This is a genomic window from Bradyrhizobium sp. USDA 4504 (assembly GCF_054063995.1).
The window spans coordinates 2,641,990-2,665,044 of the sequence record NZ_JBSSGV010000001.1; the positions used below are offsets into that span (position 1 = coordinate 2,641,990).

A 23,055-nucleotide genomic window follows, 5' to 3' on the forward strand; every position below is an offset into this window, starting at 1 on the left:
ATCGGCAGCCCCTCGGCCATGGCGGCGATTTCGGGCTGCAACATACTGATTTGTCCCTGAGATGCCAGTCTTTTGCGGCCGAATTCGCAAGGTTGCCAACCGTCCCGGCCGTCCCGATCGGCCCTATTTTTCGGCCATGGGCTCATCCGTTTCAGCGAAACTGCGGATGGGACGCGCGAGCCGTGGTTCAGGTTCAGCCACGCGCGCGCATGGACAAGGTGCGCGTCTTTCGACAAGAAGGGATCAGCCTCGCTGCGTTCCGCGGAGGCTCGGGCTGTGTAGGCTTATGAATTTGTGTGGAATCAATCGGTTGCGCGGGACTCTTGAGTGCGGATGGCGGCTCGTTGATGTTGAATCCGTGAGGATGCTCTGGCGATGACAGCTCATGACCGGCCGTCGCCCTGGTGGATGCCGCAGCGCTATGCCGACCGCAGGCCGTTCCTGCAGGCGCGGACGGCGATCACGCGAGCGCTGCGCGCCTGGTTCGAGGAGCAGCGATTTGCCGAGGTCGAGACCGCGATCCTGCAGATCTCGCCGGGCAACGAGACCCATCTGCACGCTCCTCGCACCGAGCTCAGGCAGGCCGATGGCTCACATGCGCCCCGCTATCTGCGCACCTCGCCGGAGTTCGCCTGCAAGAAGCTGCTCGCGGCCGGCGAGCCGAAGATCTACGAGTTCGCGCGGGTGTTCCGCGACCGCGAGCGCGGCGACCTGCATCTGCCCGAATTCACGATGCTGGAATGGTACCGCGCCAATGCCGGCTATGACGCCATCATGGCCGACACGATCGTGGTGATCGCCCATGCGGCTCAGGCGACCGGGATCGGCCGGTTTTCATTCCGCGGCAGGACGGCCGATCCGTTTGCGGAGCCGGAGTTGTTGACGGTCGCGGCAGGTTTCGAGCGCTTCGCCGGCATCGATCTCCTGGCGACGATCTCAGGCGGCGAAGGCGACCGCGAAGCGCTGGCGTCGGCTGCAGCAGCGCGGGTGCGGGTTGCAGATGACGACACCTGGTCCGATATCTTCAGCAAGGTGCTGGTCGAGCATATCGAGCCTCATCTGGGACAGGGCCGTCTGACGGTGCTGTTCGAATATCCGTCGCCAGAGGCCGCGCTGGCGCGCACCAAGGCCGGCGATCAGCGCGTCGCCGAGCGTTTCGAGGTCTATGCCTGCGGCGTCGAGCTCGCCAACGGCTTCGGCGAGCTGACCGACGCGGCCGAGCAGCGCCATCGTTTCACCGCAGCGATGGATGAGAAGGCCCGCCGTTATGGCGAGCGCTATCCGCTCGATGACGATTTCCTTGCCGCGGTCGGCCAGATGCCGGAGGCCAGCGGCGTCGCGCTCGGCTTCGACCGGCTGGTGATGCTCGCGAGCGGCGCGCCACGAATTGATCAGGTGGTCTGGACGCCGCCTGCGGGAGAGACATGAACAGGATCGATCCAAAACTGGCGGCGACGCTGCGACAGCCGCGCGAGCTGGTCGATGCCGGGCTCGCGCCGGTCGCAGCACTGGCCGGGCTCGAGCGGGTTGCTGCGCGCTACGCGGTCGCGGTGACGCCGGAGCTCGCCGCGCTGATTGATCCGGCCGATCCCGCCGACCCGATCGCGCGGCAGTTCATCCCGAGCGCCGACGAACTCGTCGAGCAGCCGGGCGAGAACGCCGATCCGATCGGCGACGAAGCGCATTCGCCGGTCGCCGGAATCGTGCATCGCTATCCCGATCGGGTGTTGTTCAAGCTCGTCCATGTCTGCGCGGTGTATTGCCGGTTCTGTTTCCGGCGCGAAATGGTCGGGCCGGGAAAGGCCTCGGCCTTGTCCGATGACGCCTACCGTGCGGCGCTGGATTACATCCGCAGCCATCCGGAGATCTGGGAAGTCATCCTGACCGGCGGCGATCCCTTGATGCTGTCGCCGCGCAGGCTGACCGAGATCATGGCCGATCTCGCCGACATTAATCATGTGAAGATCGTTCGCCTCCACACCCGTGTTCCGATCGCCGATCCGGGCCGTATCAATCCCGAGATGATCGCGGCACTGCGGGTCGAAGGCGCGACGACCTGGATTGCGATCCATGCCAACCATCCGCGTGAGCTGAGCAACAATGCCCGCGCAGCGTGCGCGCGCCTTGCAGACGCCGGCATTCCCTTGGTAAGCCAGTCCGTCCTGCTGCGCGGCGTCAATGATGATGCTGCGACGCTCGAGGCGCTGATGCGCGGCTTCGTCGAGTGCCGGATCAAGCCCTATTATCTGCATCACGGCGACCTTGCGCCCGGCACAGCGCATTTGCGCACCACGATCGAAGCCGGGCAGGAACTGATGCGGGCGTTGCGCGGGCGTGTGTCCGGACTTTGTCAGCCGGATTATGTGCTCGACATCCCCGGCGGCCACGGCAAGGCGCCGATCGGCCCGAGCTATTTGTCGCAGCCGGCTTCCCGCGAACGTGAAGATCCGATGGAACGGCGCTACCGTATCGTCGATTATTGTGGTGACGTTCATCTTTACCCGCCGCAATCCTGAGGCGGCGATGAGCGGGGCCGGGGACGGACGGCAGGAGCCGCCCGAGGATGAGGGCAACCGCAGCATCGAAAATGCTGTGATGTTCGGCTTCTTTGTGGTGCTGGTCGCCGCGGGAATCTGGCTCCTTGGCACGATGGCCGATATACGGAAGGTACAGGATTGCGCAGCGCAGGGGCGACGCAACTGTGCTACCGTCGAGGTGCCGGAACGGGCGCGATAGGGTTGAGAAGCGGAGACGCGAGATGCGGAAGACAGTTTTGTTGATGGCTCTGATGATGGTTGCGGCCGGAGCGCCCCAGCTTGGCATCTCCCAAGCCTGGGCGCAGCAACAGGGCGGATCGTCCTCCATGCAGAAGGGCGGGACGGTCCCGGAGGCGCCGATCGGACATCGTCAGCCGCGCCGCGGCGACGTTGGCAGCGAGAAGAATATCAGCGATCCGAACAGTCAAGCCAACAAGGAAGACGCGGCGCTCGACAGGAAGATCAAGAGCATCTGCCGCGGTTGCTAACCCACGCAGCTGACCGGCGAGGCGCGATATTCGCCCCGCCGGCAACGCTCAATCCGTTCGGCCGCGTCAGGCCGAACGCTCCTGCAGGCCGTCACGCCGCACGCTGCGCCTTGCGTCGACGGCATCGGCCAGCTGCTTCAACACGTCAGCCGTCGTCCCGAGGTCGATGCAGCCATCCGTGATGCTCTGGCCGTAGGTCAGCGCCTTGCCTGGCACGACGTCCTGGCGTCCCGCGACAAGATTGCTCTCGATCATCACGCCGATGATGCGCTGTTCGCCGCCTGCGACCTGGCGCGCGATGTCGGAGGCAACCGCTGGCTGGTTCTCCGGCTTCTTGCTGCTGTTGGCGTGGCTGGTGTCGATCATCAGCCGCGCCGCGACACCGGCGCGGCCGAGCTCGGCGGCGGCAGCATCGACGCTCGCGGCATCATAGTTCGGCGCCCGGCCGCCACGCAGGATGACGTGGCAGTCTTCGTTGCCGCTGGTCGCGGCGATCGCTGAACGGCCGCCCTTGGTGACCGCCATGAAGTGATGCGGGTGCGAGGCCGACTTCACCGCGTCCGCCGCGATCCGCACGCCCCCGTCGGTGCTGTTCTTGAAGCCGACGGGGCAGGACAGGCCGGAAGCCAGCTCGCGATGGATCTGGCTCTCGGTGGTGCGCGCGCCGATCGCGGCCCAGGAAACCAGATCGGCGATGTATTGCGGCGTCGTCATGTCGAGGAATTCGGTGCCGGCCGGCAGGCCGAGATTGTTCACCGCCGACAGCACGTTGCGGGCGAGCCGCAGGCCCTTGTTGATGTCGAAGCTGCCGTCGAGATCGGGATCGTTGATCAGCCCCTTCCAGCCGACGGTGGTGCGCGGCTTCTCGAAATAGACCCGCATCACGATCTCGAGGCGGTCGGCGAGCTGTTCGCGCAGGCTGGCGAGGCGCTCGGCGTAATCGACGGCCGCCGCGGGATCGTGGATGGAGCAGGGGCCGACGACGACCAGCAGGCGGTCATCGGTGCCGTTCAGGATCGCGTGGACGGCGTTGCGGGCGCCCATCACCACCCGGGTCGCCGTCAGGGTGCGCGGGACCTCCCGCATCACCTCCTCGGGCGTACTGAGCTCTTTCAATTCCTTGATGCGAAGATCGTCTGTCGTACTCAACACGGCTGGCTCCTTTGGATTTCGGGACCTGCCGGCACACAAAAAAGCCGCCAGGTCTGGCGGCTTGTTTTGGACGTTTGCTGCAATTCTTCAGATTGAGCGCGATCCTCCTGCCGCCAGCGAGCTGTCGTAGCTAAAGTACCAAAAATAGCTGGTGGCGACGGTGATCATGGGGCGGCTCTATAGCGCAGGGATTTGGGGCTGTCACCCCCCAAATGCAAGCCCCCCGCGGTTCGGCGTCAGGTGTTGCGCGCCGCCAACGCCATGCCGATCAGGGTCGCCCCGCCGAACATCAGATTGAGGCCGACGAGGAGGCCGATCGCCCATCCCGCGGATTCCGGCAAGCCCGCGATGATGAAGAAGGCGATCACGATGTCCATCAGGCCGGCGATCAGCAGCCAGGACCAGCGTCCCGACAATTCGCGGCGGTGCTCCAGCGCGTACATGACGGTGGCGACGCCCTCGGCGACGAAATAGGCGCCGACCACGATGGTCAGCGTCAGCACACCCTGCATCGGACGGGCGAGCAGCACCATGCCGGCCAGCACGGCGAGCGCGGCCGAAATCAGCGACCACCAGAAGCCCGGCATGTTGCGCGCCCAGAACGTCACGATCAGCCCGCCGATCCCTGAGATCAGGAACATCCAGCCGAGGAAGATGGTGACGGCGAGGCTCGCGAAGGTCGGCACGATCATCGCGGCGATGCCGAGGATCACCAGCAGGATGCCTTCGAACAGGAACGCCTTCCAGTGCGCCTTCACCGCGGCCTGCATTTTCGATCGCAGCTTGTCGAGGTCGTTGGACAGGGTCATCGCGGCTCTCCGGATCTGCGCGTGTGCAGTCTATCCTAACCGGTTATAAATGGTCAGCCCGTCAGTTGCGGCGGCAATAGCTGTGCGCTCATCTTTCTGCATGGCGGTTTTCGACAGCCAGAATCCTTGGCACAAGCCTGGCCGCCAGATATCGCGAGGCGCGCGGCGACAGATGCAGGAAGTCGGCCGATACCAGGTCGTTTGCGCTGGTCCCGACCCTCGTCAGACATCCGTCCGCGTTGCAGAGCTCGTCATAGGGCGACAGATATTCGATCCCGAGATCGGCGGCGAGCTGCCCAATCCTGTCGTCAGTCTGCTTGGTCGATCGCACATCGTGGCTGCGTTCCGGGATCAATGTATGATGGCGCAGGAAATATTGCACCGTCAGATGGGGCACCGTGTCGGTCCAGACGGGGACAGGGCCGACCAGGATGACACGGGCGGCGCCGGCCTGTCTGAGGGCGACAATCGTCGGGCGGAGATCGTCGGCGGTGGGTTCTTTGCTCCACGCCAGGTGCAGAAGCACGACATCGGGGTGCGAGCGGGCAACCGCAGCAACGATGTGGCGATTGGTTTGAACACAAAACGGAATGGTCTCGGCCTGCGCGGTGAAGAGTGGCGGGCAGGAATTGACGGTGAGCTGGGCTAACCCGAATTGATCGCCCTGGACTTGCCGCAGCCCGGCGGCAAGCATGCCGGCGGTCGAATCGCCCCATACGAAAACAAGCGGGCGCTTGCTGGCGTCAACGCAACTCGGATCAAACGCGGGATCGGCGGAAGCGGAGATATGACATTCGCCGTATCTCAGGAAGTCCCTGGATACGGTCATGGCGCCGGCTTCGCGAACGATCGCCGGAAGCCGAAAGGCAAAGCCGTCGACGATCGCCAATGCTCCCACCGATGCAACGGCCACCATCGATGCCGCAAGGACCGGCGCCACCCGCCACTGCCCGAACCTGATTGGGCGCTCGACGTAGCGATAGGTTGCCCAGGCCAGAATGAAGCTGGCCCCAACGGCCAGCCCGTTCTCGGCCAAAGTCAGGGGACGACCTTTGAAGCTCGCCGCAAAAACCAGGATCGGCCAATGCCAGAGGTAGAGCGGATAGCTCATCAGCCCGATCGCGACCGCGGTACGCGTCGAGAGAAATCGATTGCGACCTGACATGATGAGGGCGGCAGCTGCGGCGACCGGCGCCACCGCTGCGATCCCGGGGTAGGTCATGGAGGGCGAATAGAATGCGGTTACCGCAGCGATCACCGCGAGCGCGAACCATCCGAGAAGGTCGCGCGCCGCGGAGAATCCGTTGGGCAGGCAGACGGCCACCAATGCTCCGGCCGCGAGCTCCCACGCCCGCGTGAACGGCTGGTAGAATGCGGCTTCAGGGTTGGTTCGAACGACCAGGATATTTGCGACAAGCGATGCGATGAAGATCAGGGCAAGGGGAGCGGCGGCGGCGATCCGCCATCGCATCAGCGCCCACAGCAGCAAAGGCCAGACAAGATAGAACTGTTCCTCGATGCCGAGCGACCAGAGATGGAGCAGCGGCTTCGTTTGCGCGGCCGCATCGAAATAGCCACCCTCCGAATAGAACAGCAGGTTTGCCGAGAAACCCGCGCCTGCCGCAATCTCCTTTCCAAGGGCCACCAACTCGCTCGGCATCAGAAGTTGCCATCCGGCGATGAAGGCGGCGATCAAGACGACGATCAGGGCGGGAAAAATCCTGCGAATGCGACGCGCATAGAACGTCGCAAGGCTGAAGCTCCCGTTCTGAATGTCGCTATAGATGATCCCGGTGATCAGGTAGCCGGAAATGACGAAGAAGATGTCGACCCCGACGAAACCGCCGGGAACATATTGCGGGAACGCGTGGCCGAGCACGACCAACGAGACGGCAACGGCCCGCAGGCCGTCGATATCCGGCCGATAATTCTTGTAGTTGTGCCCCATCGTCCTCTCGCGCCTGGTCTGTGTCTCTCCCTGAACCCGCCGAGGTTGTTTTGCAAGGGGAGCGGTGCCGGCCGGGGCGCTAGCTTTGACCGGGAGCGGACGGAAAGCCCTCCGAGGCGGTCCGCATCCGGTTGCGGCCGAGGAAGTAGACGGCGGTGGTCGCGATGAGCAGCGCCAGTCCGATCAGGATCGAGGTGAAGCCGATCGGGACCAGGATGAACGACGCATTGCGCTCGGGATTGACGTACCAATGATGCAGCGAGGTGAGCAGGAAGGAGACGCCGGCAAAGCCGGCGCCGCCGCCGATCAGCAGCAGCGCCCACATCCGCCGCAGCTGGCTGAGCCGCTCGCGCGCAACGTCGGTGCGCGGCGCATGATGCTTGCCGAGGCGTCGCACCAGGCGGATTGCAAAGCCGATCGAGGAGAAGCCGATCAGCACGCTGGCCGAGCCGAGCAGCAGCCGCGTGGTCGAGCCGAGATCGGGGATGCGCTGGAGCGCGAGCAGCGGAAAATCGAACGCCGCGTGCAGCGCGACCGGCGCGACCAGCACCAGCGCCCAATTCGTCATGCGCGCCCAGTCGCGGTGACCCCGGTAAGCGCCGAGCGCGCCGCCGGAGCGCGCGATCGCAAGATAGGCGCCGGCGATGATGCCGAGCGCGCCGTGGAACGGCACCGTGAGCACGCTGCGCAATGCCGCGAGCGCGCGCCACATGTCCTTGTGCTGGACCAGATAGGCGAGGTTCTCATAGGCGGCAAATCCAAGTCCGGCGGCCGCGCCATAGACCACCGTATCCATCGGATCGGCGAAGGCGCGGCGCCGCGTCGAGATGACGACGATGACGAGCACCTTGACGATCTCCTCCGGTGCCGCGACTCCGAAAGCTGCACGCACCGCCTGCGTCGCCCAGGGATTGTCGGGAATGGCAAGCAGCGCATTGAACGGAATTCGCGCCAAGCCGAGCAGGGAGATGCTGGCCGCGCCGAGCACGAAGGCGAGCCACACCTGAACCGGCGGTCCGGGGCGCTCGTCAGCGGCGATGACCAGCCACAACACCAGCAATGCGGGGGCAATGGCGGCGGCGCCGATGACGGTTGGAAGCGACTCAAGCAACAACATGAGCCGGACGGGCCCCTTTAATGGCACCAAAGCGATGCGTGCCGAAGAAATGGCAGCAAGTTCAGCGGATTGCAAATCGGTCTGATGCCGTTCTCGTGACCAATATGCCACGGTGCCTTACGAAAGCGGGTTGGAAAGTGCCGTTGCGGACCTTGATCAGCTAAGGGCCGAGGGCGGCTCCCGGACAGGTTCCTGCCAAGCGCCAGGTCCATGGCGTTCCAGGCGCAGGAGCTTTGGTAGCCCGACGATTCCGGGATCGCGGCCTGTGGGTCCGATCAGCTTTCGGCACCGCGTCCCCGTCGTTGGGCTATAATGCGGTGGGCAAGGCGACCGATCCGGTAAAAGCCAGAGATGCTTTCGATTGATTTTGCTGTGATCGTTCTTGCCGTGATCGCGCTGTTTGCGGCGTTTGTAAATGGCGCGCTTGGTTACGGGTTTTCCTCGCTCACGGTGCCGGTCGCACTCGTCTTCTACACCAACCGCGTCCTCAATCCCGCGGTGGTCATCGTCGAAGTCTTCGTCAATCTGTATGTCCTGTGCATCAATCTGAGCGGCGTTCCGGCCGTGTGGCGGCGCGTGCTGCCTATTCTCATCGGCATGCTGCCCGGCATCGCGGTCGGAGCCTTTGCGCTGACGTCGCTTCAGCCCGGCTGGACCAAGTTCGCCACCTACTCGATCATTCTGCCGCTCATTCTGCTGCAGGCGGCCGGTTGGCGGAGGCCGATCCAGTCGAAATGGCTGGTCGGTTTGCCTTTCGGAACGATGCTCGGGATCTTGTACTCGGTCACGACCATTTCGGGCCCGCCGCTGGCGATCCTCTTCAACAATCAGGGCCTCGTCAAAGATGAGTTTCGGGCCGGTCTCGCACTGGTTCGGGTGACGGAGTCCAGCCTTACTGCAATCGCGTATTACAAGCTCGGTCTGTTCATCGACGAGAGCCGGAGCATCCTGTTTGTGCTCGTTCCCTGCGTTGTCCTCGGCATACCGCTCGGTGCCTGGCTGATCCGGCGGCTGGACGCCGAGACGTTTCGCCGGATCTGCATGAGCTTTGATGCGTGGGTCGTGGGATTCGGCCTGTCGCGCGTATTGATCGAAGTGAAGCTGATGGAAAGCCCGTGGGCCTACAGCGTCATGGCCGGCACGATCCTGATCGACATCTGCTTGCTGTACGTCTTCTTCACCGCAAGGAGAAGCACCGTGCAGGACTCGCACGCGTTGGCTTCGCTGAAGTCGGGCAACCGGGGCGGTCCGACCTGAAGGCGATCTAACCTGCGAGCAGGCGCCGGCAGGTTTCGACAAAGACCTCGGCACCCGTGACGATATCGGCGTCGTCGGTGTTCTCGCTCCAGTGATGGCTGATGCCGCCGATCGACGGCACGAACAGCATCGCCGCCGGCATGATGGTGGCGAGGACCTGGGCGTCATGGCCGGCGCCGCTCGGCATGCGGATCGATTTGCCGCCGGCGCAGGCTGCGCTCGCGGCTTCGATCGCATCCTGGAATGCAGGCGTCATCATCGCGGGCACCCCGGTGCGGATGCGCTCAACCTTCACACCGCAACGGCCCTGAGCGGTGGCCTCGGCCGCCAGGCGATGCAGCTGTTGTTCGAGGCGGCCGATCACTTCGGGATCGTCGTCGCGAATCTGGAATAGCATCTCGGCGCCGCCTGGAATGATGCTCGGTGCGCCTGGGTCCAGCGTGATGCGGCCGGTGGTCCACACCGTGCGCGGTCCCGACAGGGCAGGGAAGCTGTCGTCGATCGCGACGCAGAACCGCGCCAGCCCGAGGCCGGCGTCCCTGCGCACCGCCATCCGCGTGGTGCCGGCGTGGTTCTGCTCGCCGGCGAACGTGATGCGGTACTGCCAGATGCCGACGATCGAGGTGACGACGCCGATCTTGAGTCCGCTGCTTTCCAGCGTGTCGCCTTGCTCGATATGCGCTTCGAGATAGCCGATATGGCGGCTGGCCTCGGCATTAAGGCGCGGGCGGCCGGCGAAGCCTGCGTCGCGCAATGCATCGCGCATGGTGCGATCGCTGGAGCGGTCGCGGGCTGCGTCGATGTCGGCTTCGGTCACCGCGCCGACAAACGACCGGCTGCCGAGGAAACTGCCGAAATGTCCTTCCTCGTCGCACCACGCGGCGACCTCGACCGCGCCGTTCGCGTCCGGGTCGGTGTTGATGACGCGCGCCGCCTCGAGCGCGTAGATCACGCCGAGCGGCCCATCGAGCCAGCCCGCATGGTTCTGGCTCTCCAGGTGCGAGCCGGCGAGCAGTTTTGGCCCCGCCTTCGCGCTGGAGCCGAGCACATTGCCGATGCCGTCGATCGTTGCGGTGAGATTGGCGTCGGGCAAACGCGTCGCGAGCCAGTCGAGCGAGCGCAGATGCGGTTCCGAGAATGTCGGCTTGTGCACGCCGGTCTTGTAGGCGCCGATCGCGCGCAGCGCGTTGAGATCGGCGAGCACGCGCTTGCCGTCGAAGCGACCGTTGATGCCTGGCATGATTGGACTCCGGATTGCCGTCTTGATTTGCGCCTTGGCGCCTCAATCCCGTCTTGATGCCGACGCGGTTGGATGCGACGGAACAATCAGGGCAAACGATTTCTTAGCGGTTCTGCTCTTAGGTCGCAGTACGAATAGCGTGAGAGTGTGATCATGTCTGCATTCCGGAACTGGGCTCGCAAGGCCGCTGTGCTGTTTCTTCCGATCGCTGTCGGCGCCTGCGCGCAGGTCTCGCAGCAATACAGCATGACCACGCCGCCGCCGGGGACAGGTCCGCTGGCCTGGGACGGTGCCGGACAGGATCCCAATCTCCCGCAGCCGCGGCGCCATGCGCGGAATGCGTCGCCTGCGGTGGCGGAGACATCGCCGGCGCGACTGTCGGAAGCGGATGCCGACGACCGGCTGGCGCGCAAGCTCGTGATCTGCAGCACCTGCATCAAGCGGACGCCTGTGGCGGCGCAGCCGAATAATCGTCAGGACGTCGCCAGCAATCACTAGCGGCTGGCGCTGAGCGCTGTTCCTGGACATCCAGCCGGCTCGCAGGCCTTAGTTAGGCCACGATGTCGGTCGATGCGCAGGCCCATGTCGATCCGAAGATTCATTGTTCCCGTCGTCGTCGTCGCGCTTGCTGCCGCAATCCTGATTCACGTCGGGGGCTCGCGGGCGCATGCGCATGTGCCGACGCATTGCGGCTTCTGGACCTCGATCGAGGCCGGATTGTCCTGCAGGTGATCTCCAGATGTCCTTCCCTGTGACCTGCAAGCCGGGAAAAGCGTTCTGAACGCTTGCCCGCCCGGCCAATCGCCACTATACGTTCGCCCGTCGCGGCTTGAGGGCCGTGGCCAGTCCGGCGCATCTCACGTCTAACGTATTGATTTGCCGGGAGTTTTGCTCCCTTCGTCTATCGGTTAGGACGCCACCCTTTCACGGTGGAGAGAGCGGTTCGATTCCGCTAGGGAGCGCCATCATGGCCAGCCGGAAATCCAGCCAACTCAACGCATTGTGCTCGGACGGACGCTTTCGCCGCGCCGTCTCGTCCGTTGTGCACGGGTCGGCGGATCGCTGCAATCCGCAGCTGTTTCGCAACCCTTTGGTAAGTTAGCGGCGATACGGCTAGGCTCGGGATGATGTGATGTCTCCAGGGACCAGGAAGCGCGAAACGCGCAAATCGCTGCGCCAATCCGGCTGGATCACGCTCGACGGCGGATTTGCCGCGCGGCCCTGCGTGGTCGAGGACATGTCCTCGTCGGGCGCCAAGATCACGGTCCAGGACAACAACACGCTGCCGGCAAAGCTGCGGCTGGCGTTCTCGCGCGACGCCCGCACCGGGCGCGCCTGCGAAGTGGTGTGGCGCGAGGGCAGGACGTTCGGCGTCAAGTTCGTGCGGTAGAGCATGATCCGGAAAAGTGGATCCGGTTTTCCGAACAGATCATGCTCAAGAAAAGAGCTAGCTCATGCTGCGATCCTTCCCGATCGCATCATGAGCTAGCCTCGTCCGGCGGCGTGGGATAAAAGGCCGGATGCGCAAGACCTGCATTGCCATCATCGCCGTCCTGCTTCCCGCCGCCGCGTTCGCGCAGCAGGGCGACCGCCGCAATTTCCAGATGCCCACGGACGCCGGCAAAACCTTGCCGTCGAAATCCGCGACGCGGAGCAATCCATGCGCATCGTACGGACCCGGCTTCGTCAAGGTGGAGGGCTCCGACACCTGCGTGAAGCTCGGTGGCGCCGTCAGCGTCGGTGGCGGGATGTCCAGCGGCGGGCGTTGAGCGGCTTGCCTCCCGCGCTCACGACATCGGCGGCGCGATGAAGCGCACGAAGGCCGGCCGCCCCGCGATCTCACCGAACCAGCGTTCGAGATGGGGCAGCTTCGGCTTGGTGACGCCCTCGACGCCGAGCCAGCGCCGCGCAAAGGCGCCGAGCGCGATGTCGGCGATCGTGAACTGATCGCCCTCGATGAAGCGGCGCCTTGCAAGCTGCGCCTCGACGACGCGCCACACCACGCCCTCGGCATCGGCGTCCTTCTGGAGCTGGACCATATCGCGCTTCTCCGGCGGCGTGCGCACCAGCCCCCAGAACACCGGCCGGTCGACCGGCTGCAGCGTCGACAGCGTCCAGTCGAGCCAGCGGTCGACGGCGGCGCGCGCCTTCGGCGCTTGCGGATAGAGCGGCGCGCCATGACCATAGGCCATGCAGAGATAGCGCATCACCGAATTGGATTCCCACAGCACATAGTCGCCGTCGACCAGCGTCGGGACGCGGCCATTCGGATTCATCGCGAGATAGTCGGGCTGATCGTTCTTGCCGAACTGCATGCCGGCATCGATGCGCTGATAGGGGAGGTCGAGCTCGGCGAGACACCAGAGCACCTTCTGCACGTTGACCGAGTTGGCCCGACCCCAGATCGTCAGTTGCGGCTTACCGTCCATCACGCGTTTCTTCCCGCTGTTGTGCTTTGCGCGCGTTCATAGCTGAAGCGTCGGGGAAAAGCGCGGGGTGAATTGTACCGAGAGCAAAAAAAGGCTCCACCGCATAGCGGCAGAGCCTTGTTGATAGCGATGCATCAAGACGCCGTCAGTGACCGAACAACAACCACAACACGATGATCACCGGGATCGGCACACCCAACAGCCAAAGCAAAATTCCTCTTCCCATCGTTGCCTCCTCGCATGCTTGTGAGGGAGCAACGTCAACGATCGTGTCGCGTTCCTCGCGATCGTTCGGCGCTTCAGCAAGGGCGAAACGCCGACAGGAACGTAGGAGCGGGCGCGGTGTTTACCAATGGCCGGTGTTCGGCATCGATGCCCACGGCTCGGCCGGGGCTTTCGGCTCGCCCTTTTGCAGGATCTCGATCGAGTGCAGGTCGGGCGAACGCACGAACGCCATGTTGCCGTCGCGCGGCGGACGATTGATGGTGACGCCCATCTTCATCAGCTTCTCGCAGGTCGCGTAGATGTCGTCGACCTCGTAGGCGAGATGGCCGAAATGGCGGTCCTCGCCGTATTTCTCCTCATCCCAATTGTAGGTCAGCTCGACAAGCGGCGCGCCGCGGGTCTGCGGCAGGGACTTGAGCAGATGGAGGTCTTCCTCTGCGCAGAGAAACACCAGCGTGAAGCGGCCCTTCTCATTGTCGATGCGGCGCACTTCCTTCAGCCCCAGCGCGTCCTGATAGAATTTCATCGCGACATCAAGATTGCGGACGCGCAGCATGGTGTGCAGATAGCGCATTTTCTTATCCTCCTGCAGATTCAGAGATTTTGTTTGGGCTCGGGCGAGACGGGGCAAGGAATAGCAGCAAAACGCGACGCGGGGCAGGGGTTAGCGCGAGTTTTGCCGATCGCATTTCGCCTTTGCATGCTCACGCCTTCGCGAGCGTTGGCTCCGGTTGCGCCGCGCGATCACGCGGCCGGATATGGACGGGACGTGCCGCGACACGCTTGCGCAGCAGCGGATGCAAGAAAGCCCCGCCCAGCGAAATTTCTGGGACGGGGCTTGTGGTCGAGCCTTGGAGGCGCGGCCTCTATCGCACCGATTGCCGATCACGGCCAATCAAGGACGCGCGAGGTTGGACGGCCTCTAAAGCGCAAAACCCCGCGAGTGGGCTCGCGAGGTCTATGCCGACCGGCCTTGGGGAGATCGTGCCGGCAACCGGGCAGACAATGTCGCTGCGCGCGGAAGGTTCCTGGGTCCGGAAAATAGAAAGCCCCGCAGGCTGGATGCGGGGCTTTCCCAGCTGACGGACTGGGGATCTCTCAGGGCGTGAGCCGTCAACTGTTGGACACCAAACTTAAGGTTGAATTTGTAAAATGCAACAGCGCCGCGTAGACGGAGTATGTTCGTCCCACAGCGCTGCGCCGGATGCTGGGCCCTGAAATCCCCCAGCGCCCTTTATGTCTTCGCGGCGCGCGAAAGGTTCAAAAGAAAGACCCCGCGAGGGGGATTCGCGGGGCCTTCCAAAGCCGACAGGGCGGTGAGCTGTCGGCACCACGCGCGATGTGCATGTCGTTTCGGCCGGCTGGTTCCTCCAATTGGCTGACCGGCGTCAGGAACGTCCGGGTTTCCAATCGGGCTACGGCTCGTATTCATCGACCCGCTCGACGCGATAGCCGGCGGGCAGGATCTGGCCACCGAGTTCGTCTGCGACCGGAACATCCTCGACAAGACCGTCGATCAGCGCCGCCTCCCAAACTTCCTTCTCCGTCGCGAACGATCTTCCGAGCTGAGTCTTGCCGCGGAACAGGGCGTACATGGGCGCCTCCACAAAACAAAACCCCGCCAGTTACCGAAGTAAGCTGACGGGGCTTGTTGAGCTGATATTTCCGGTGGATTTCTCCCTCGTTGTACCGCTCGCCAAAATAACGGCGGAACGAGAGACTCGTTCCTTCCTTTTTTTGATGGTCGCGTCTTTTTTTCAAGGTCGTTTTTTAAGGTCGCAGCTTCCCGGACGTTCCGTCGTGGGAACCTACTTTTTTGCGTCGTCCCTTTTTGCCGCGCCCTTTGCCGTGTTCTTCATCTCGGATTTGTTGGCCCGCTTCACATCCATCCCCGTGGTGTCCATCGCGCCGCTCTGAGTGGCTCCGTTGGTGTTTTCAGGCCGTTCCATGCCGCTCTGCGGCGCTGGACCAATATCCTGGGCAAAGGCCCCGCCGCATATCAGGGTGAAGACGGTGACCGCGATCAGCTTGCACATGGGTGCCTCCTGGCGTCACCAGGATGACCCGTGCGCAGTCGAGAGGTTCCTGTCGGCTACTGCCGCTCTCACACCTTGATGTCGAGGATGGTCTCGACCGCTTCACGGTCGGCCTGGTTCTTCGCGGCGAAGACATCCAGCACATCCTCATTGATGATGCGCGGCTGCTCCTTCGCCGTCTGGTCGACGACGAGCTGCACTCTGGCTTGCGTCACTTCGACAGGTACGGGGTATACGAGCATGGCTCTCTCCCTCCGGAGGATCGAACCTTGTCAGGGGTTTCTTAACGATTTGTAAGCGCCCGGGGAGCTGCCTTTTTGCGCCGATTCGGAGGGCCGGGCGGTATCGGCCTCGCACGCCGGCCGGATTGGAGCCATACTGCGGGCCGCCAGGACCGGGCGGCGCGATCGATGAAGAACGGGCTCTATTCGATCCACATCCACATGACCGACGGCGTGAGGGGCCGCGACAGCGGCATCCTGATCCTGCGCGACGGTCTCTTGATCGGCGGCGGGCCATATTTCTGGTCAATCGGGGCCTATACGGCCGGCGAGGGCACCTGGAAGGGACATCTCAGCACCAACCAGCATTCGCCCTTCGCGGACCCGTTCACCCGTCCGCTGTTCGCCGGACAGGAAGTGACGAGCGGGTTCTCCGGCACATTCAGCGGCGACGAGGCTGAGGTGTTCGGAACCGTGCTGGTTGGAACCCGCAGCCTGGGTTTCCGGGCCACCCTGAAATGGCTCGCCGATGCCTGAATGCGCGCACGCGGCGCGAGGCTGTGGACAAGCGCGCAGCAAGATGCGTATTTCGTTGGATAATTGGACCCGCTGGCGTTGTGGATTTGCTGCGGACAAGCAGGGGATATCGCTGTGAATCCCGCTGCGGCCGCCGATCGGGAGATCCGGACGAGGCGTTACCCGGCCACCGCTAACCCTACCTGGTTAGGTTAAGAGCAGCATCGTGTTGTCTCCACCTGCGATTGCGATTGGGATGGCTGCGGGTGACAGCCATGATGCCATCGTTCCACAGTGCTGATCGACCGACCCACCGGCGCGTGATGGTGGTGGGGCTGCTGTTCTGCTCGGCTTTTGTCGTGATCAGCTTCTGGCTGCGGCCGCAGCCGGAGAGCGGCAAAGTGCTGGTGAAGTCGGACCGGTTGGTCCGGACCGCGGGAGAGGCCCGGAAGGCAAACTGAAGACGGCAAGCCGGGGGAGCGGCAAGCCGAGACGCGCCGCCGACGCTCAGTCGGGCAGCTTCCCATTCGGATGCTTGTGATACATCGCGATGCCGATGAAGCCGGCAAAGCCCATCACGTTAAGCAGCAGTTCCATCCATGCCGGCATTGATGCCAACCTCGTTCACCGCCAAGCTAATCTCTGAGGTTGTATTTTTGTTCCAGCGCTAACCGATGGTAGCTTTGCGCTATCGTATGGCTGGCGCGTTTTCGAGCGATCCGATCGGAACGGAAAACGCTCGAGGGAACCGGAACTGCGTTTGCGGCAACCATCGCACGGCGGCACTGGCAATAGCCATAAGCCCGGAGCACGCCGCTCGGGGCTTTCTCACTTGCGCCTCATGGCGCCCGGACCATGAACGCGGTCGCCTGGCAAGGACATCAAGCGGTCTTGCGTCAAGCGGTCTTGCGTTGAAATCCACTCCAGGCATTGCCGAGCGTGTTGTCGTAATATTCCTGGCGATCGCGCTCGAACTTCTGCTGCGTCGCCCTGAAGCTGGCAACGCGTGCGACGATCTCCTCGCGCTCGCGCGCGACGCGGTCTTCCTGATCGGTCATGCCCATCCTCCTGGCCGTGGTCCTGTCCCGGGCGCATTGGCGTCGGCGAATTGGGCGTCAATGCGGAGCAGCCAGTGCAGGAATGTGATGATGCTGAGGCGCTGGAAGAGCGACCAAGCGGAGGCGCCGACGCAGCTGATCGCAAGCCGATCGATCAAGACACGCCGCTCGCAGCCGATCGCTCGCGCAACGGTTGAGCTCGCAATCGGTCGGGCCGTGCTATAGTCGCTGCGGCCAACCGGATTGTTTTTAGTGATCGCAAAAGACTTGCGCAGCGGCGTCGAGCAGCTCGGCAACATGATTGCGGAGGCGTCGTCCATCGTGCCCTTCACCGGGGCGGGCATCTCCACCGAGTGCGGCATTCCCGATTTCCGCTCGCCCGGCGGGTTGTGGACCCGCAACCGACCAATTCCGTTCGACGAGTTCGTCGCCAGCCAGGACGCGCGCGACGAGTCCTGGCGGCGCCGCTTTGCGATGGAACAGACGTTTGCGGCGGCCAAACCCGGTCGTGGGCATCGCGCGCTTGCGTCGCTCTACCGGGCCGGCAAGGTTCCCGGCATCATCACGCAAAACATCGACAATCTGCATCAGGCGTCGGGCTTCAAGGCCGACGACGTGATCGAGCTGCACGGCAACACGACCTATGGCCGCTGCATCGGCTGCGGCAAGGACTACGAGCTGTCGTGGGTGAAGCAGCAGTTCGACAAGACGGGCAGCGCCCCCGACTGCGCGGACTGCGGCGATCCGGTGAAGACCGCGACGATCTCGTTCGGGCAATCGATGCCCGAGGATGCGATGCGCCGCGCGGCGGAACTCTCCCGGCACTGCGACCTGTTTCTGGCGATCGGATCATCGCTTGTGGTGTGGCCCGCCGCAGGCTTTCCGATGATGGCGAAGGAGAGCGGTGCGCGGCTCGTGATCATCAACAACGAGCCGACCGATCAGGACGACATCGCCGATCTGGTGATCCGCCACGACATCGGCGACACGCTTGGTCCTTTCGTAGGCAATTGATGCCTGATTGATTCGCGGCTCTGCAAGTCTGTTCATAGTTCCCGCAAGAATCGTTTTTTAGCTATGCCCCGCAAGCGGGAGTGTTATCTTTTGGTTGAGAGATTCGCGCCGCGTCCAAATCAGTCCGAGTGAGTTGGTCATGGAGAGCAGCGTGTACAGGGTGCGCCGCAACGACGGCGATCTGCATTTGATGTGTGGGGTCCGGGGTCATGGGGTCGGACGGATTTGAGTCCAAGAAGCTCGGCGGACCGCCGATGGGCGGAGTTGGGCAAAGCAGGATTGGTCAAGGCGAGTATGGAAGCGCGCCACGCGATCCGGCGATGGATGCTTTCTCAGGCCTCGGCGACGCAGCGGCCAACCTCGTCGAAGTTTCCGGCGTCATCAAATGGTTCGACGCCTCGAAGGGATACGGCTTCATTGTCCCCGACAATGGCTGGCCCGACATCCTGCTGCACGTGACCGTGCTGCGGCGCGACGGTTATCAGACCGCCTATGAAGGCGCGCGGCTGGTCGTCGAATGCGTGCAGCGCGCGAAGGGCTACCAGGCTTTCCGCATCGTCTCGATGGACGAATCGACGGCAATCCATCCGGCGCAGATGCTGCCGCCGCGCACCCATGTCACGGTGACGGCAACAAGCGGGCTCGAGCGCGCGCAGGTCAAGTGGTTCAACCGGCTGCGCGGCTTCGGCTTCGTGACTTGCGGCGAGGGCACGCCCGACATCTTCGTGCATATGGAGACGCTGCGCCGCTTCGGCATGACCGAACTGCGCCCCGGCCAGTACGTGCTGGTGCGGTTTGGGCCCGGCTCCAAGGGCATGATGGCCGCCGAGATCCACCCGGAGACCGGTCCGTCGGCGCTGTCCTCGCACTGATCCGGGTCTGATCCTCCCTGACGGAAACGTGAGCCGCCGGCGAGCATTCTCGGCTCTGGCATTTGCCGCAATCGTCGGGTTAGGGTCCGCCGGAAAATCTTCCCCGGTGTGAGTATTTGTCGATGAATTTCGTTCGCATTGTTGGGCGCCATCGTTCGTGGCTGATGGCCTGCCTCGTGATCATGTTCGGTGCGCTGCTGGCTCCGGCCGCGCAGGCTGCCAGCGTCCAGCCGCTCGAGATCGTCACCAAATCGGGCGTGCACGTCTTCTCGGTCGAAATGGCAACCACAGAGCAGGAGAAGGAGACCGGCCTGATGTACCGGAAGGAGCTCGCGGACGGCAAAGGCATGCTGTTCGACTTCTCACCGGAGCAGGAAGTGTCGATGTGGATGAAGAACACCTACATCTCGCTCGACATGATCTTCATCCGCGCCGACGGGCGCATCCTGCGGATCGCGGAAAACACCGAGCCGCTCTCGACCCGGATCATTCCGTCGCGCGGGCTCGCCAAGGGCGTGCTCGAGGTGATTGCCGGGACCGCGCAGAAATACGGCATCCAGCCCGGCGACCGGGTTGCCCATCCGCTGTTCGGCGGCCGTTAGCAGCCGGTTTCGACGCGATTTCCGGGCGGAAACCGATGCCGGATTCGCCGCACGAAGCCCCGCACCGGTGCCTTGCTGGCGCTGGCTGAAGCGTGTATCCACGGGGCTTCTCGGAAATGTCGGGGTATAGCGCAGCCTGGTAGCGCGGCAGTTTTGGGTACTGCAGGTCGTTGGTTCGAATCCAGCTGCCCCGACCATTTGCAATTTTATCCAGTAAAGTCAGCGACTTAACCGAATGCAACTTTCGAAAAACGTTGCAATTCGTAACAGTCCATCGAGGCACTTAGTCGGGACTTCCGACTCAATTTTGCCGTAGTTGTCGCGCAATATAATTTCACGTTCGGGCCGAGTCCTGAAACGAATGCACACACAGAGAACCCTGATTCTCCCGCACTCGCCGACCCAGCGAGCGCCAACCGTGATGTGCGTTTGTCCTTCCTCGATCGATTCCGTAAGGCCGCTCCGGCGCCCCTAGAGACCAAAGCCAGCCTCGCCGACGCGAGCGGCTTCTATTTCGACCTGTTCGGTGCGACCCCGACGCTCGCCGGAATCTCCGTCTCTCCCTACAGCGCCATGCAGTGCGCGCCGGTCTCTTGCGCGGTCCGCGCGATCTCCGAGGCCGTGTCGTCGCTCCCGGTCAAGGTGTTCAAAAAGACCGACGACGGCCCCGAAGAGATCGCCGACCATCCCATCACCAAGCTTCTCAACGAGGCGCCGAATAGCTGGCAGCCCGCCGCGACCTTCAAGCGCCTGATGACGATGGACTGCCTGCTGCAGCCCTACGGCGCGTTCTGTCATGTCATGCGCGTCGATGACGGCATCAGACTGTTCCGGCTCGATCCCCGCCTGTCGTCAATCGTGATCAATTTCGACAACTATGAGCCAGCGTATGCGCTCAAGACCAGTGCGAACGGCGCCGCGACCCCCATCCCGGGCTCGCAGATCCTGCACTTCGCCACACCCGCCTATGATCCGACGCGCGGACTGGTCGGCGAGAACCGAGACGCCATTGCTCTGGCGATCGTGCTGGAGCGTTTCGCGAACCAACTGTTCCTGAACGGCGCGAAGCCCAGCGGCATCATGAGTGTCCCCCGGACGTTCGGGAAAGACGCTCTCGACAAGGCTAAGGCGGCATTCAGCGCCGCTCATTCGGGCTCTAGCGCGGGCGGCACCGCTTGGGTCACCGACGACATGAAGTTCCAGCAACTCATGCTCAACGCGACCGACGCTCAATACATCGAGTTGCGCACCTACATGCTCGGCGAGATCGCCCGTATCTTCCGGGTCAGCTTGCACCTGCTCATGGCGATGGAAAAGAACGTCGCCCGGTCGATCGAGGCACTGGGCCAAGAATTCCTGAGTTTCACGCTGTTGCCGCACCTTGTCGCGCAGCAACAGGAATTCACGCTCAAGCTGCTCACGGAAGCCGAGCGCGATGCCGGCGTCACGGTCGAATACGACACGACGCACCTCGTTAAGGCCGATCTCGCCCAGCGCAGTCAGGCGCTCGCCAACGCGGTCTCCGGCCGGATCATGACGCCCAACGAAGCGCGCGATCTCGGCTGGTCTCTCGGACCGATCGAGGGCGGCAACGTGCTCGAAAACCCGTGGACGTCGTCCGCCTATGCCGGCGGCAAACTCAATGGTCAGCCGCATGACAACCAGAACACCGACGCGGAGGCCGCCTGATGCTTGACGAGAGCCATGTGGCGATCGAAGCGGCCAAAGCTCACGCGCGCAGTGAGTTTCCCAAGGAAAGCTGCGGCTTCATTGCGAGCGATCTCTACGTCGCCTGTGAGAACAAGGCCAAAGACCCGCTGACCAATTTCGAGATCGACGACGACCGTTACGATCGAGCCTGCATCGCAGGCACGATTCAGGCCGTCGTCCACTCGCACCCGCGCGGCCCTGCGGCCGCATCAGAGTGGGACATCGCTCAACAGCATGCGGCGGGACTGCCTTGGATCATCCTCGCGCGAGAGAACGGCCGTTCCGTCAGCGTCGTTGTCATGAGGACCCAATGATCCGCACCATTCATCTGCATGGCAGGCTCGGCAAGCAATTTGGCAAGACGCACCGGTTCGACGTTGCGACTGCAGGCGAGGCCCTGCGCGCACTGAACTGTGCATTCCCCGGCGAGTTCGTGAAGGCCCTCCAGACAGGGTCATTCAAGCTGGTGCGAGGCGACAAGCATTCCGGTCAGCACTTCACCGATATGGAGTTCGTAAACAAGCTCAAGTTGGGCGCCGCTGATCTCCACCTGATCCCGGCCGCGCGTGGTGCGGCGAACGGGAAGGGCGCGGCCAAGACGATCATCGGCGTCGCTCTGATCGGTGGCGCTATTTTCCTGTCGGGCGGCACGCTGGCTGCACCGCTCGCGAACATGAGCGCGGCGGCAATTCCGGGTATCGGCGTCACGTGGGGCAATATCGCAATGGTAGGCCTTGGCCTAACGCTGGCCGGCGTTTCCACGCTGCTGTCCAGGCCCACCGAGAGCACCGAGCAATCCCAGTCCTACAACCTGAACGGCCCGGGTAACGTCGGTCAGCAGGGCGATCCGATCCAACTGATCTACGGCCGCACCATGGTGCAGACCGTCAACATCTCATTCGACGCCGACATCGAGGATATCGGCGCCTACAGCAGCCAAAGCTTGTCTGGTTACCTGGGTGCGATGGGCGGCGCGGTTGCACCAGCGGGGTCCTACTGATGACGCCCTACAGCGCATTCTTCGGCGACGCCGAGCACACGTTCCAGCTTACGCCCAAGCTTCTCCCCGAGCTTGAGGCGAAGTGCGGTCCGATCGGCGCGCTCTTCAATCGCGTGAATTACCGCCAGTTCTCACAGGCCGATCTCAGCGAGACCATCCGGCTAGCGCTGATCGGTGGCGGCACCGCGCCGAAGCGCGCCGCTGAACTGGTCGCAGCCTATGTCGCCGATCGACCGATCGCCGAGACCTATCCCATCGCCGCCAGGATTCTTGAACGTGTCTTTTTCGGCGCACCGAACGAGGCAACCAAATGACGCTCGATAAGATCGAAGTCAAAACCAGCTTCACCATCACCGATGCCGGCGAGATCACCGGCTTGGCCTGGTTCTACGGCCAGCCGGACAGCGTCGGCGATATCATTACCAAGGGCGCTTTCGGCGTGATCGCCGAGAATTTGCCGATCCTATTCCAGCACAATCCGGCCGACCTTGTCGGCACCTGGACCGAGATCAACGAAGGTCCGGACGGTCTCCAGGTGAAAGGCCAGTTGCACCTCGATCACCTGCGATCGCGCACCGTGCTCGCCATGCTGAAGAGCAAGCTGGTTGACGGGTTGTCGATCGGTTTCCGCACCAAGCAGGCGACCAAGCAGGGCCGCAATCGAGTGATCACCGCGCTCGATCTCGCGGAAGTCTCGATCGTGCGCGATCCCGCGCACCCGCGCGCCCGCATCTCTTCAGCAAAAGAACAGGACGCCGCGCTCGCCGTCGCGACGGCCATTCGTGAATTCACGGCAAAGCTCTGATCTCATCAAACCAAGGAAG

General features: G+C 63.4%; 30 protein-coding genes and 2 tRNA genes. 21 read left to right on the forward strand and 11 right to left on the reverse strand.

Annotated elements, in window-relative coordinates; all coding sequences use genetic code 11:
- The first annotated feature begins 375 nt into the window (after window positions 1–375).
- Genes epmA through ACVMB1_RS11900 form a run of 4 tightly spaced genes read left to right on the forward strand, consistent with a single transcriptional unit; the run spans window position 376 to window position 3,025 of the window.
- The gene (epmA, locus tag ACVMB1_RS11885) at window positions 376–1,428 is read left to right on the forward strand and encodes an EF-P lysine aminoacylase EpmA (RefSeq protein WP_141341098.1); all 1,053 of its coding nucleotides are present in this window, start codon (window positions 376–378) and stop codon (window positions 1,426–1,428) included.
- The gene (locus ACVMB1_RS11890; RefSeq protein ID WP_141341099.1) at window positions 1,425–2,516 is read left to right on the forward strand and encodes a lysine-2,3-aminomutase-like protein; all 1,092 of its coding nucleotides are present in this window, start codon (window positions 1,425–1,427) and stop codon (window positions 2,514–2,516) included. Before epmA ends, ACVMB1_RS11890 begins: the two co-directional genes overlap by 4 nt.
- A complete protein-coding gene (locus ACVMB1_RS11895; protein WP_225644190.1) occupies window positions 2,485–2,736 on the forward strand; it encodes a hypothetical protein in 252 nt (83 codons plus the stop codon). Before ACVMB1_RS11890 ends, ACVMB1_RS11895 begins: the two co-directional genes overlap by 32 nt.
- Window positions 2,737–2,779: 43 nt before the next feature.
- The gene (locus tag ACVMB1_RS11900) at window positions 2,780–3,025 is read left to right on the forward strand and encodes a hypothetical protein (RefSeq protein WP_225644401.1); all 246 of its coding nucleotides are present in this window, start codon (window positions 2,780–2,782) and stop codon (window positions 3,023–3,025) included.
- Between the two features lie 66 nt (window positions 3,026–3,091).
- Here the strand turns inward: ACVMB1_RS11900 and ACVMB1_RS11905 are convergent, their stop codons facing one another.
- The 4 genes from ACVMB1_RS11905 to ACVMB1_RS11920 all read right to left on the reverse strand — a co-directional run bounded on the left by ACVMB1_RS11905 (window position 3,092) and on the right by ACVMB1_RS11920 (window position 8,051).
- Window positions 3,092–4,177 (reverse strand): 3-deoxy-7-phosphoheptulonate synthase, encoded by a 1,086-nt coding sequence (locus ACVMB1_RS11905; RefSeq protein ID WP_057018573.1) that lies wholly within the window; start codon window positions 4,175–4,177, stop codon window positions 3,092–3,094.
- 236 nt (window positions 4,178–4,413) lie between these two features.
- On the reverse strand, window positions 4,414–4,986 hold the full coding sequence (locus ACVMB1_RS11910; RefSeq protein WP_057018572.1) for an HdeD family acid-resistance protein: 573 nt from the start codon (window positions 4,984–4,986) through the stop codon (window positions 4,414–4,416).
- A gap of 88 nt (window positions 4,987–5,074) precedes the next feature.
- Window positions 5,075–6,934 (reverse strand): acyltransferase family protein, encoded by a 1,860-nt coding sequence (locus tag ACVMB1_RS11915; RefSeq protein ID WP_141341100.1) that lies wholly within the window; start codon window positions 6,932–6,934, stop codon window positions 5,075–5,077.
- A 79-nt stretch (window positions 6,935–7,013) separates the two neighbouring features.
- Window positions 7,014–8,051 (reverse strand): PrsW family glutamic-type intramembrane protease, encoded by a 1,038-nt coding sequence (locus tag ACVMB1_RS11920; protein ID WP_028342108.1) that lies wholly within the window; start codon window positions 8,049–8,051, stop codon window positions 7,014–7,016.
- A gap of 351 nt (window positions 8,052–8,402) precedes the next feature.
- On the opposite strand from ACVMB1_RS11920, the gene ACVMB1_RS11925 reads away from it, so the two are divergent.
- Entirely contained in the window at window positions 8,403–9,308 is a 906-nt protein-coding gene (locus tag ACVMB1_RS11925; protein ID WP_057018569.1) for a sulfite exporter TauE/SafE family protein, read from the forward strand.
- Between the two features lie 7 nt (window positions 9,309–9,315).
- On the opposite strand, the gene ACVMB1_RS11930 is transcribed toward ACVMB1_RS11925, so the two are convergent.
- Window positions 9,316–10,548 carry a Zn-dependent hydrolase gene (locus ACVMB1_RS11930; RefSeq protein ID WP_057018568.1) on the reverse strand — a complete coding sequence of 411 codons (1,233 nt, stop codon included), beginning with the start codon at window positions 10,546–10,548 and terminating at the stop codon, window positions 9,316–9,318.
- 153 nt (window positions 10,549–10,701) lie between these two features.
- Here ACVMB1_RS11930 and ACVMB1_RS11935 point away from each other — a divergent pair, with 153 nt between their 5' ends.
- The 5 genes from ACVMB1_RS11935 (at window position 10,702) to ACVMB1_RS11955 (ending at window position 12,317) form a co-directional block, all read left to right on the forward strand.
- Window positions 10,702–11,046 (forward strand): hypothetical protein, encoded by a 345-nt coding sequence (locus tag ACVMB1_RS11935; RefSeq protein WP_141341101.1) that lies wholly within the window; start codon window positions 10,702–10,704, stop codon window positions 11,044–11,046.
- A gap of 84 nt (window positions 11,047–11,130) precedes the next feature.
- Window positions 11,131–11,280 (forward strand): hypothetical protein, encoded by a 150-nt coding sequence (locus tag ACVMB1_RS11940; RefSeq protein WP_016844593.1) that lies wholly within the window; start codon window positions 11,131–11,133, stop codon window positions 11,278–11,280.
- A 158-nt stretch (window positions 11,281–11,438) separates the two neighbouring features.
- Window positions 11,439–11,513, forward strand: a tRNA-Glu gene (locus ACVMB1_RS11945).
- Between the two features lie 167 nt (window positions 11,514–11,680).
- Window positions 11,681–11,938, forward strand: coding sequence for a PilZ domain-containing protein (locus tag ACVMB1_RS11950; RefSeq protein ID WP_057018566.1), 258 nt, complete (start codon window positions 11,681–11,683; stop codon window positions 11,936–11,938).
- 130 nt (window positions 11,939–12,068) lie between these two features.
- Window positions 12,069–12,317: a hypothetical protein gene (locus ACVMB1_RS11955; protein WP_057018565.1), complete on the forward strand. Its 249-nt coding sequence runs from the start codon at window positions 12,069–12,071 to the stop codon at window positions 12,315–12,317.
- Between the two features lie 18 nt (window positions 12,318–12,335).
- Here the strand turns inward: ACVMB1_RS11955 and ACVMB1_RS11960 are convergent, their stop codons facing one another.
- The 5 genes from ACVMB1_RS11960 to ACVMB1_RS11980 all read right to left on the reverse strand — a co-directional run bounded on the left by ACVMB1_RS11960 (window position 12,336) and on the right by ACVMB1_RS11980 (window position 15,480).
- Window positions 12,336–12,977 (reverse strand): glutathione S-transferase family protein, encoded by a 642-nt coding sequence (locus ACVMB1_RS11960; RefSeq protein ID WP_057018564.1) that lies wholly within the window; start codon window positions 12,975–12,977, stop codon window positions 12,336–12,338.
- Window positions 12,978–13,323: 346 nt separating this feature from the next.
- Window positions 13,324–13,776, reverse strand: a complete 453-nt coding sequence (locus tag ACVMB1_RS11965; protein WP_016844600.1) for a VOC family protein — start codon at window positions 13,774–13,776, stop codon at window positions 13,324–13,326.
- Between the two features lie 841 nt (window positions 13,777–14,617).
- The gene (locus tag ACVMB1_RS11970; protein WP_141341102.1) at window positions 14,618–14,797 is read right to left on the reverse strand and encodes a hypothetical protein; all 180 of its coding nucleotides are present in this window, start codon (window positions 14,795–14,797) and stop codon (window positions 14,618–14,620) included.
- Window positions 14,798–15,010: 213 nt separating this feature from the next.
- The gene (locus tag ACVMB1_RS11975) at window positions 15,011–15,238 is read right to left on the reverse strand and encodes a hypothetical protein (protein ID WP_076828658.1); all 228 of its coding nucleotides are present in this window, start codon (window positions 15,236–15,238) and stop codon (window positions 15,011–15,013) included.
- Between the two features lie 68 nt (window positions 15,239–15,306).
- Complete coding sequence (locus ACVMB1_RS11980) at window positions 15,307–15,480, reverse strand: hypothetical protein (RefSeq protein ID WP_018271496.1); 174 nt, start codon at window positions 15,478–15,480, stop codon at window positions 15,307–15,309.
- Between the two features lie 75 nt (window positions 15,481–15,555).
- Between ACVMB1_RS11980 and ACVMB1_RS11985 the strand changes: the two genes are divergently transcribed.
- Together ACVMB1_RS11985 and ACVMB1_RS11990 are read left to right on the forward strand one after the other, a co-directional pair.
- Complete coding sequence (locus ACVMB1_RS11985) at window positions 15,556–15,996, forward strand: GrlR family regulatory protein (RefSeq protein WP_244558847.1); 441 nt, start codon at window positions 15,556–15,558, stop codon at window positions 15,994–15,996.
- 254 nt (window positions 15,997–16,250) lie between these two features.
- Window positions 16,251–16,436, forward strand: coding sequence for a hypothetical protein (locus ACVMB1_RS11990; protein WP_057018561.1), 186 nt, complete (start codon window positions 16,251–16,253; stop codon window positions 16,434–16,436).
- 435 nt (window positions 16,437–16,871) lie between these two features.
- On the opposite strand, the gene ACVMB1_RS11995 is transcribed toward ACVMB1_RS11990, so the two are convergent.
- Window positions 16,872–17,033 (reverse strand): hypothetical protein, encoded by a 162-nt coding sequence (locus tag ACVMB1_RS11995; protein ID WP_162832435.1) that lies wholly within the window; start codon window positions 17,031–17,033, stop codon window positions 16,872–16,874.
- A 252-nt stretch (window positions 17,034–17,285) separates the two neighbouring features.
- On the opposite strand from ACVMB1_RS11995, the gene ACVMB1_RS12000 reads away from it, so the two are divergent.
- The 9 genes from ACVMB1_RS12000 (at window position 17,286) to ACVMB1_RS12040 (ending at window position 23,036) form a co-directional block, all read left to right on the forward strand.
- Entirely contained in the window at window positions 17,286–18,047 is a 762-nt protein-coding gene (locus ACVMB1_RS12000) for an SIR2 family NAD-dependent protein deacylase (protein WP_076828654.1), read from the forward strand.
- A 209-nt stretch (window positions 18,048–18,256) separates the two neighbouring features.
- Window positions 18,257–18,919 (forward strand): cold-shock protein, encoded by a 663-nt coding sequence (locus ACVMB1_RS12005; protein WP_057018559.1) that lies wholly within the window; start codon window positions 18,257–18,259, stop codon window positions 18,917–18,919.
- Between the two features lie 122 nt (window positions 18,920–19,041).
- Window positions 19,042–19,521 (forward strand): DUF192 domain-containing protein, encoded by a 480-nt coding sequence (locus ACVMB1_RS12010; RefSeq protein ID WP_057018558.1) that lies wholly within the window; start codon window positions 19,042–19,044, stop codon window positions 19,519–19,521.
- A gap of 120 nt (window positions 19,522–19,641) precedes the next feature.
- Window positions 19,642–19,718 (forward strand) — tRNA-Pro (locus ACVMB1_RS12015).
- Window positions 19,719–19,950: 232 nt separating this feature from the next.
- A complete protein-coding gene (locus ACVMB1_RS12020; protein WP_456848574.1) occupies window positions 19,951–21,210 on the forward strand; it encodes a phage portal protein in 1,260 nt (419 codons plus the stop codon).
- The gene (locus tag ACVMB1_RS12025) at window positions 21,210–21,545 is read left to right on the forward strand and encodes a C40 family peptidase (protein WP_456848576.1); all 336 of its coding nucleotides are present in this window, start codon (window positions 21,210–21,212) and stop codon (window positions 21,543–21,545) included. Before ACVMB1_RS12020 ends, ACVMB1_RS12025 begins: the two co-directional genes overlap by 1 nt.
- The gene (locus ACVMB1_RS12030) at window positions 21,542–22,231 is read left to right on the forward strand and encodes a hypothetical protein (protein ID WP_456848578.1); all 690 of its coding nucleotides are present in this window, start codon (window positions 21,542–21,544) and stop codon (window positions 22,229–22,231) included. Before ACVMB1_RS12025 ends, ACVMB1_RS12030 begins: the two co-directional genes overlap by 4 nt.
- A complete protein-coding gene (locus ACVMB1_RS12035) occupies window positions 22,231–22,545 on the forward strand; it encodes a gene transfer agent family protein (RefSeq protein ID WP_456848580.1) in 315 nt (104 codons plus the stop codon). The genes ACVMB1_RS12030 and ACVMB1_RS12035 overlap by 1 nt, the downstream gene beginning before the upstream one ends.
- Window positions 22,542–23,036 carry an HK97 family phage prohead protease gene (locus tag ACVMB1_RS12040; protein ID WP_456848582.1) on the forward strand — a complete coding sequence of 165 codons (495 nt, stop codon included), beginning with the start codon at window positions 22,542–22,544 and terminating at the stop codon, window positions 23,034–23,036. Before ACVMB1_RS12035 ends, ACVMB1_RS12040 begins: the two co-directional genes overlap by 4 nt.
- The last annotated feature ends 19 nt before the right edge of the window (window positions 23,037–23,055 follow it).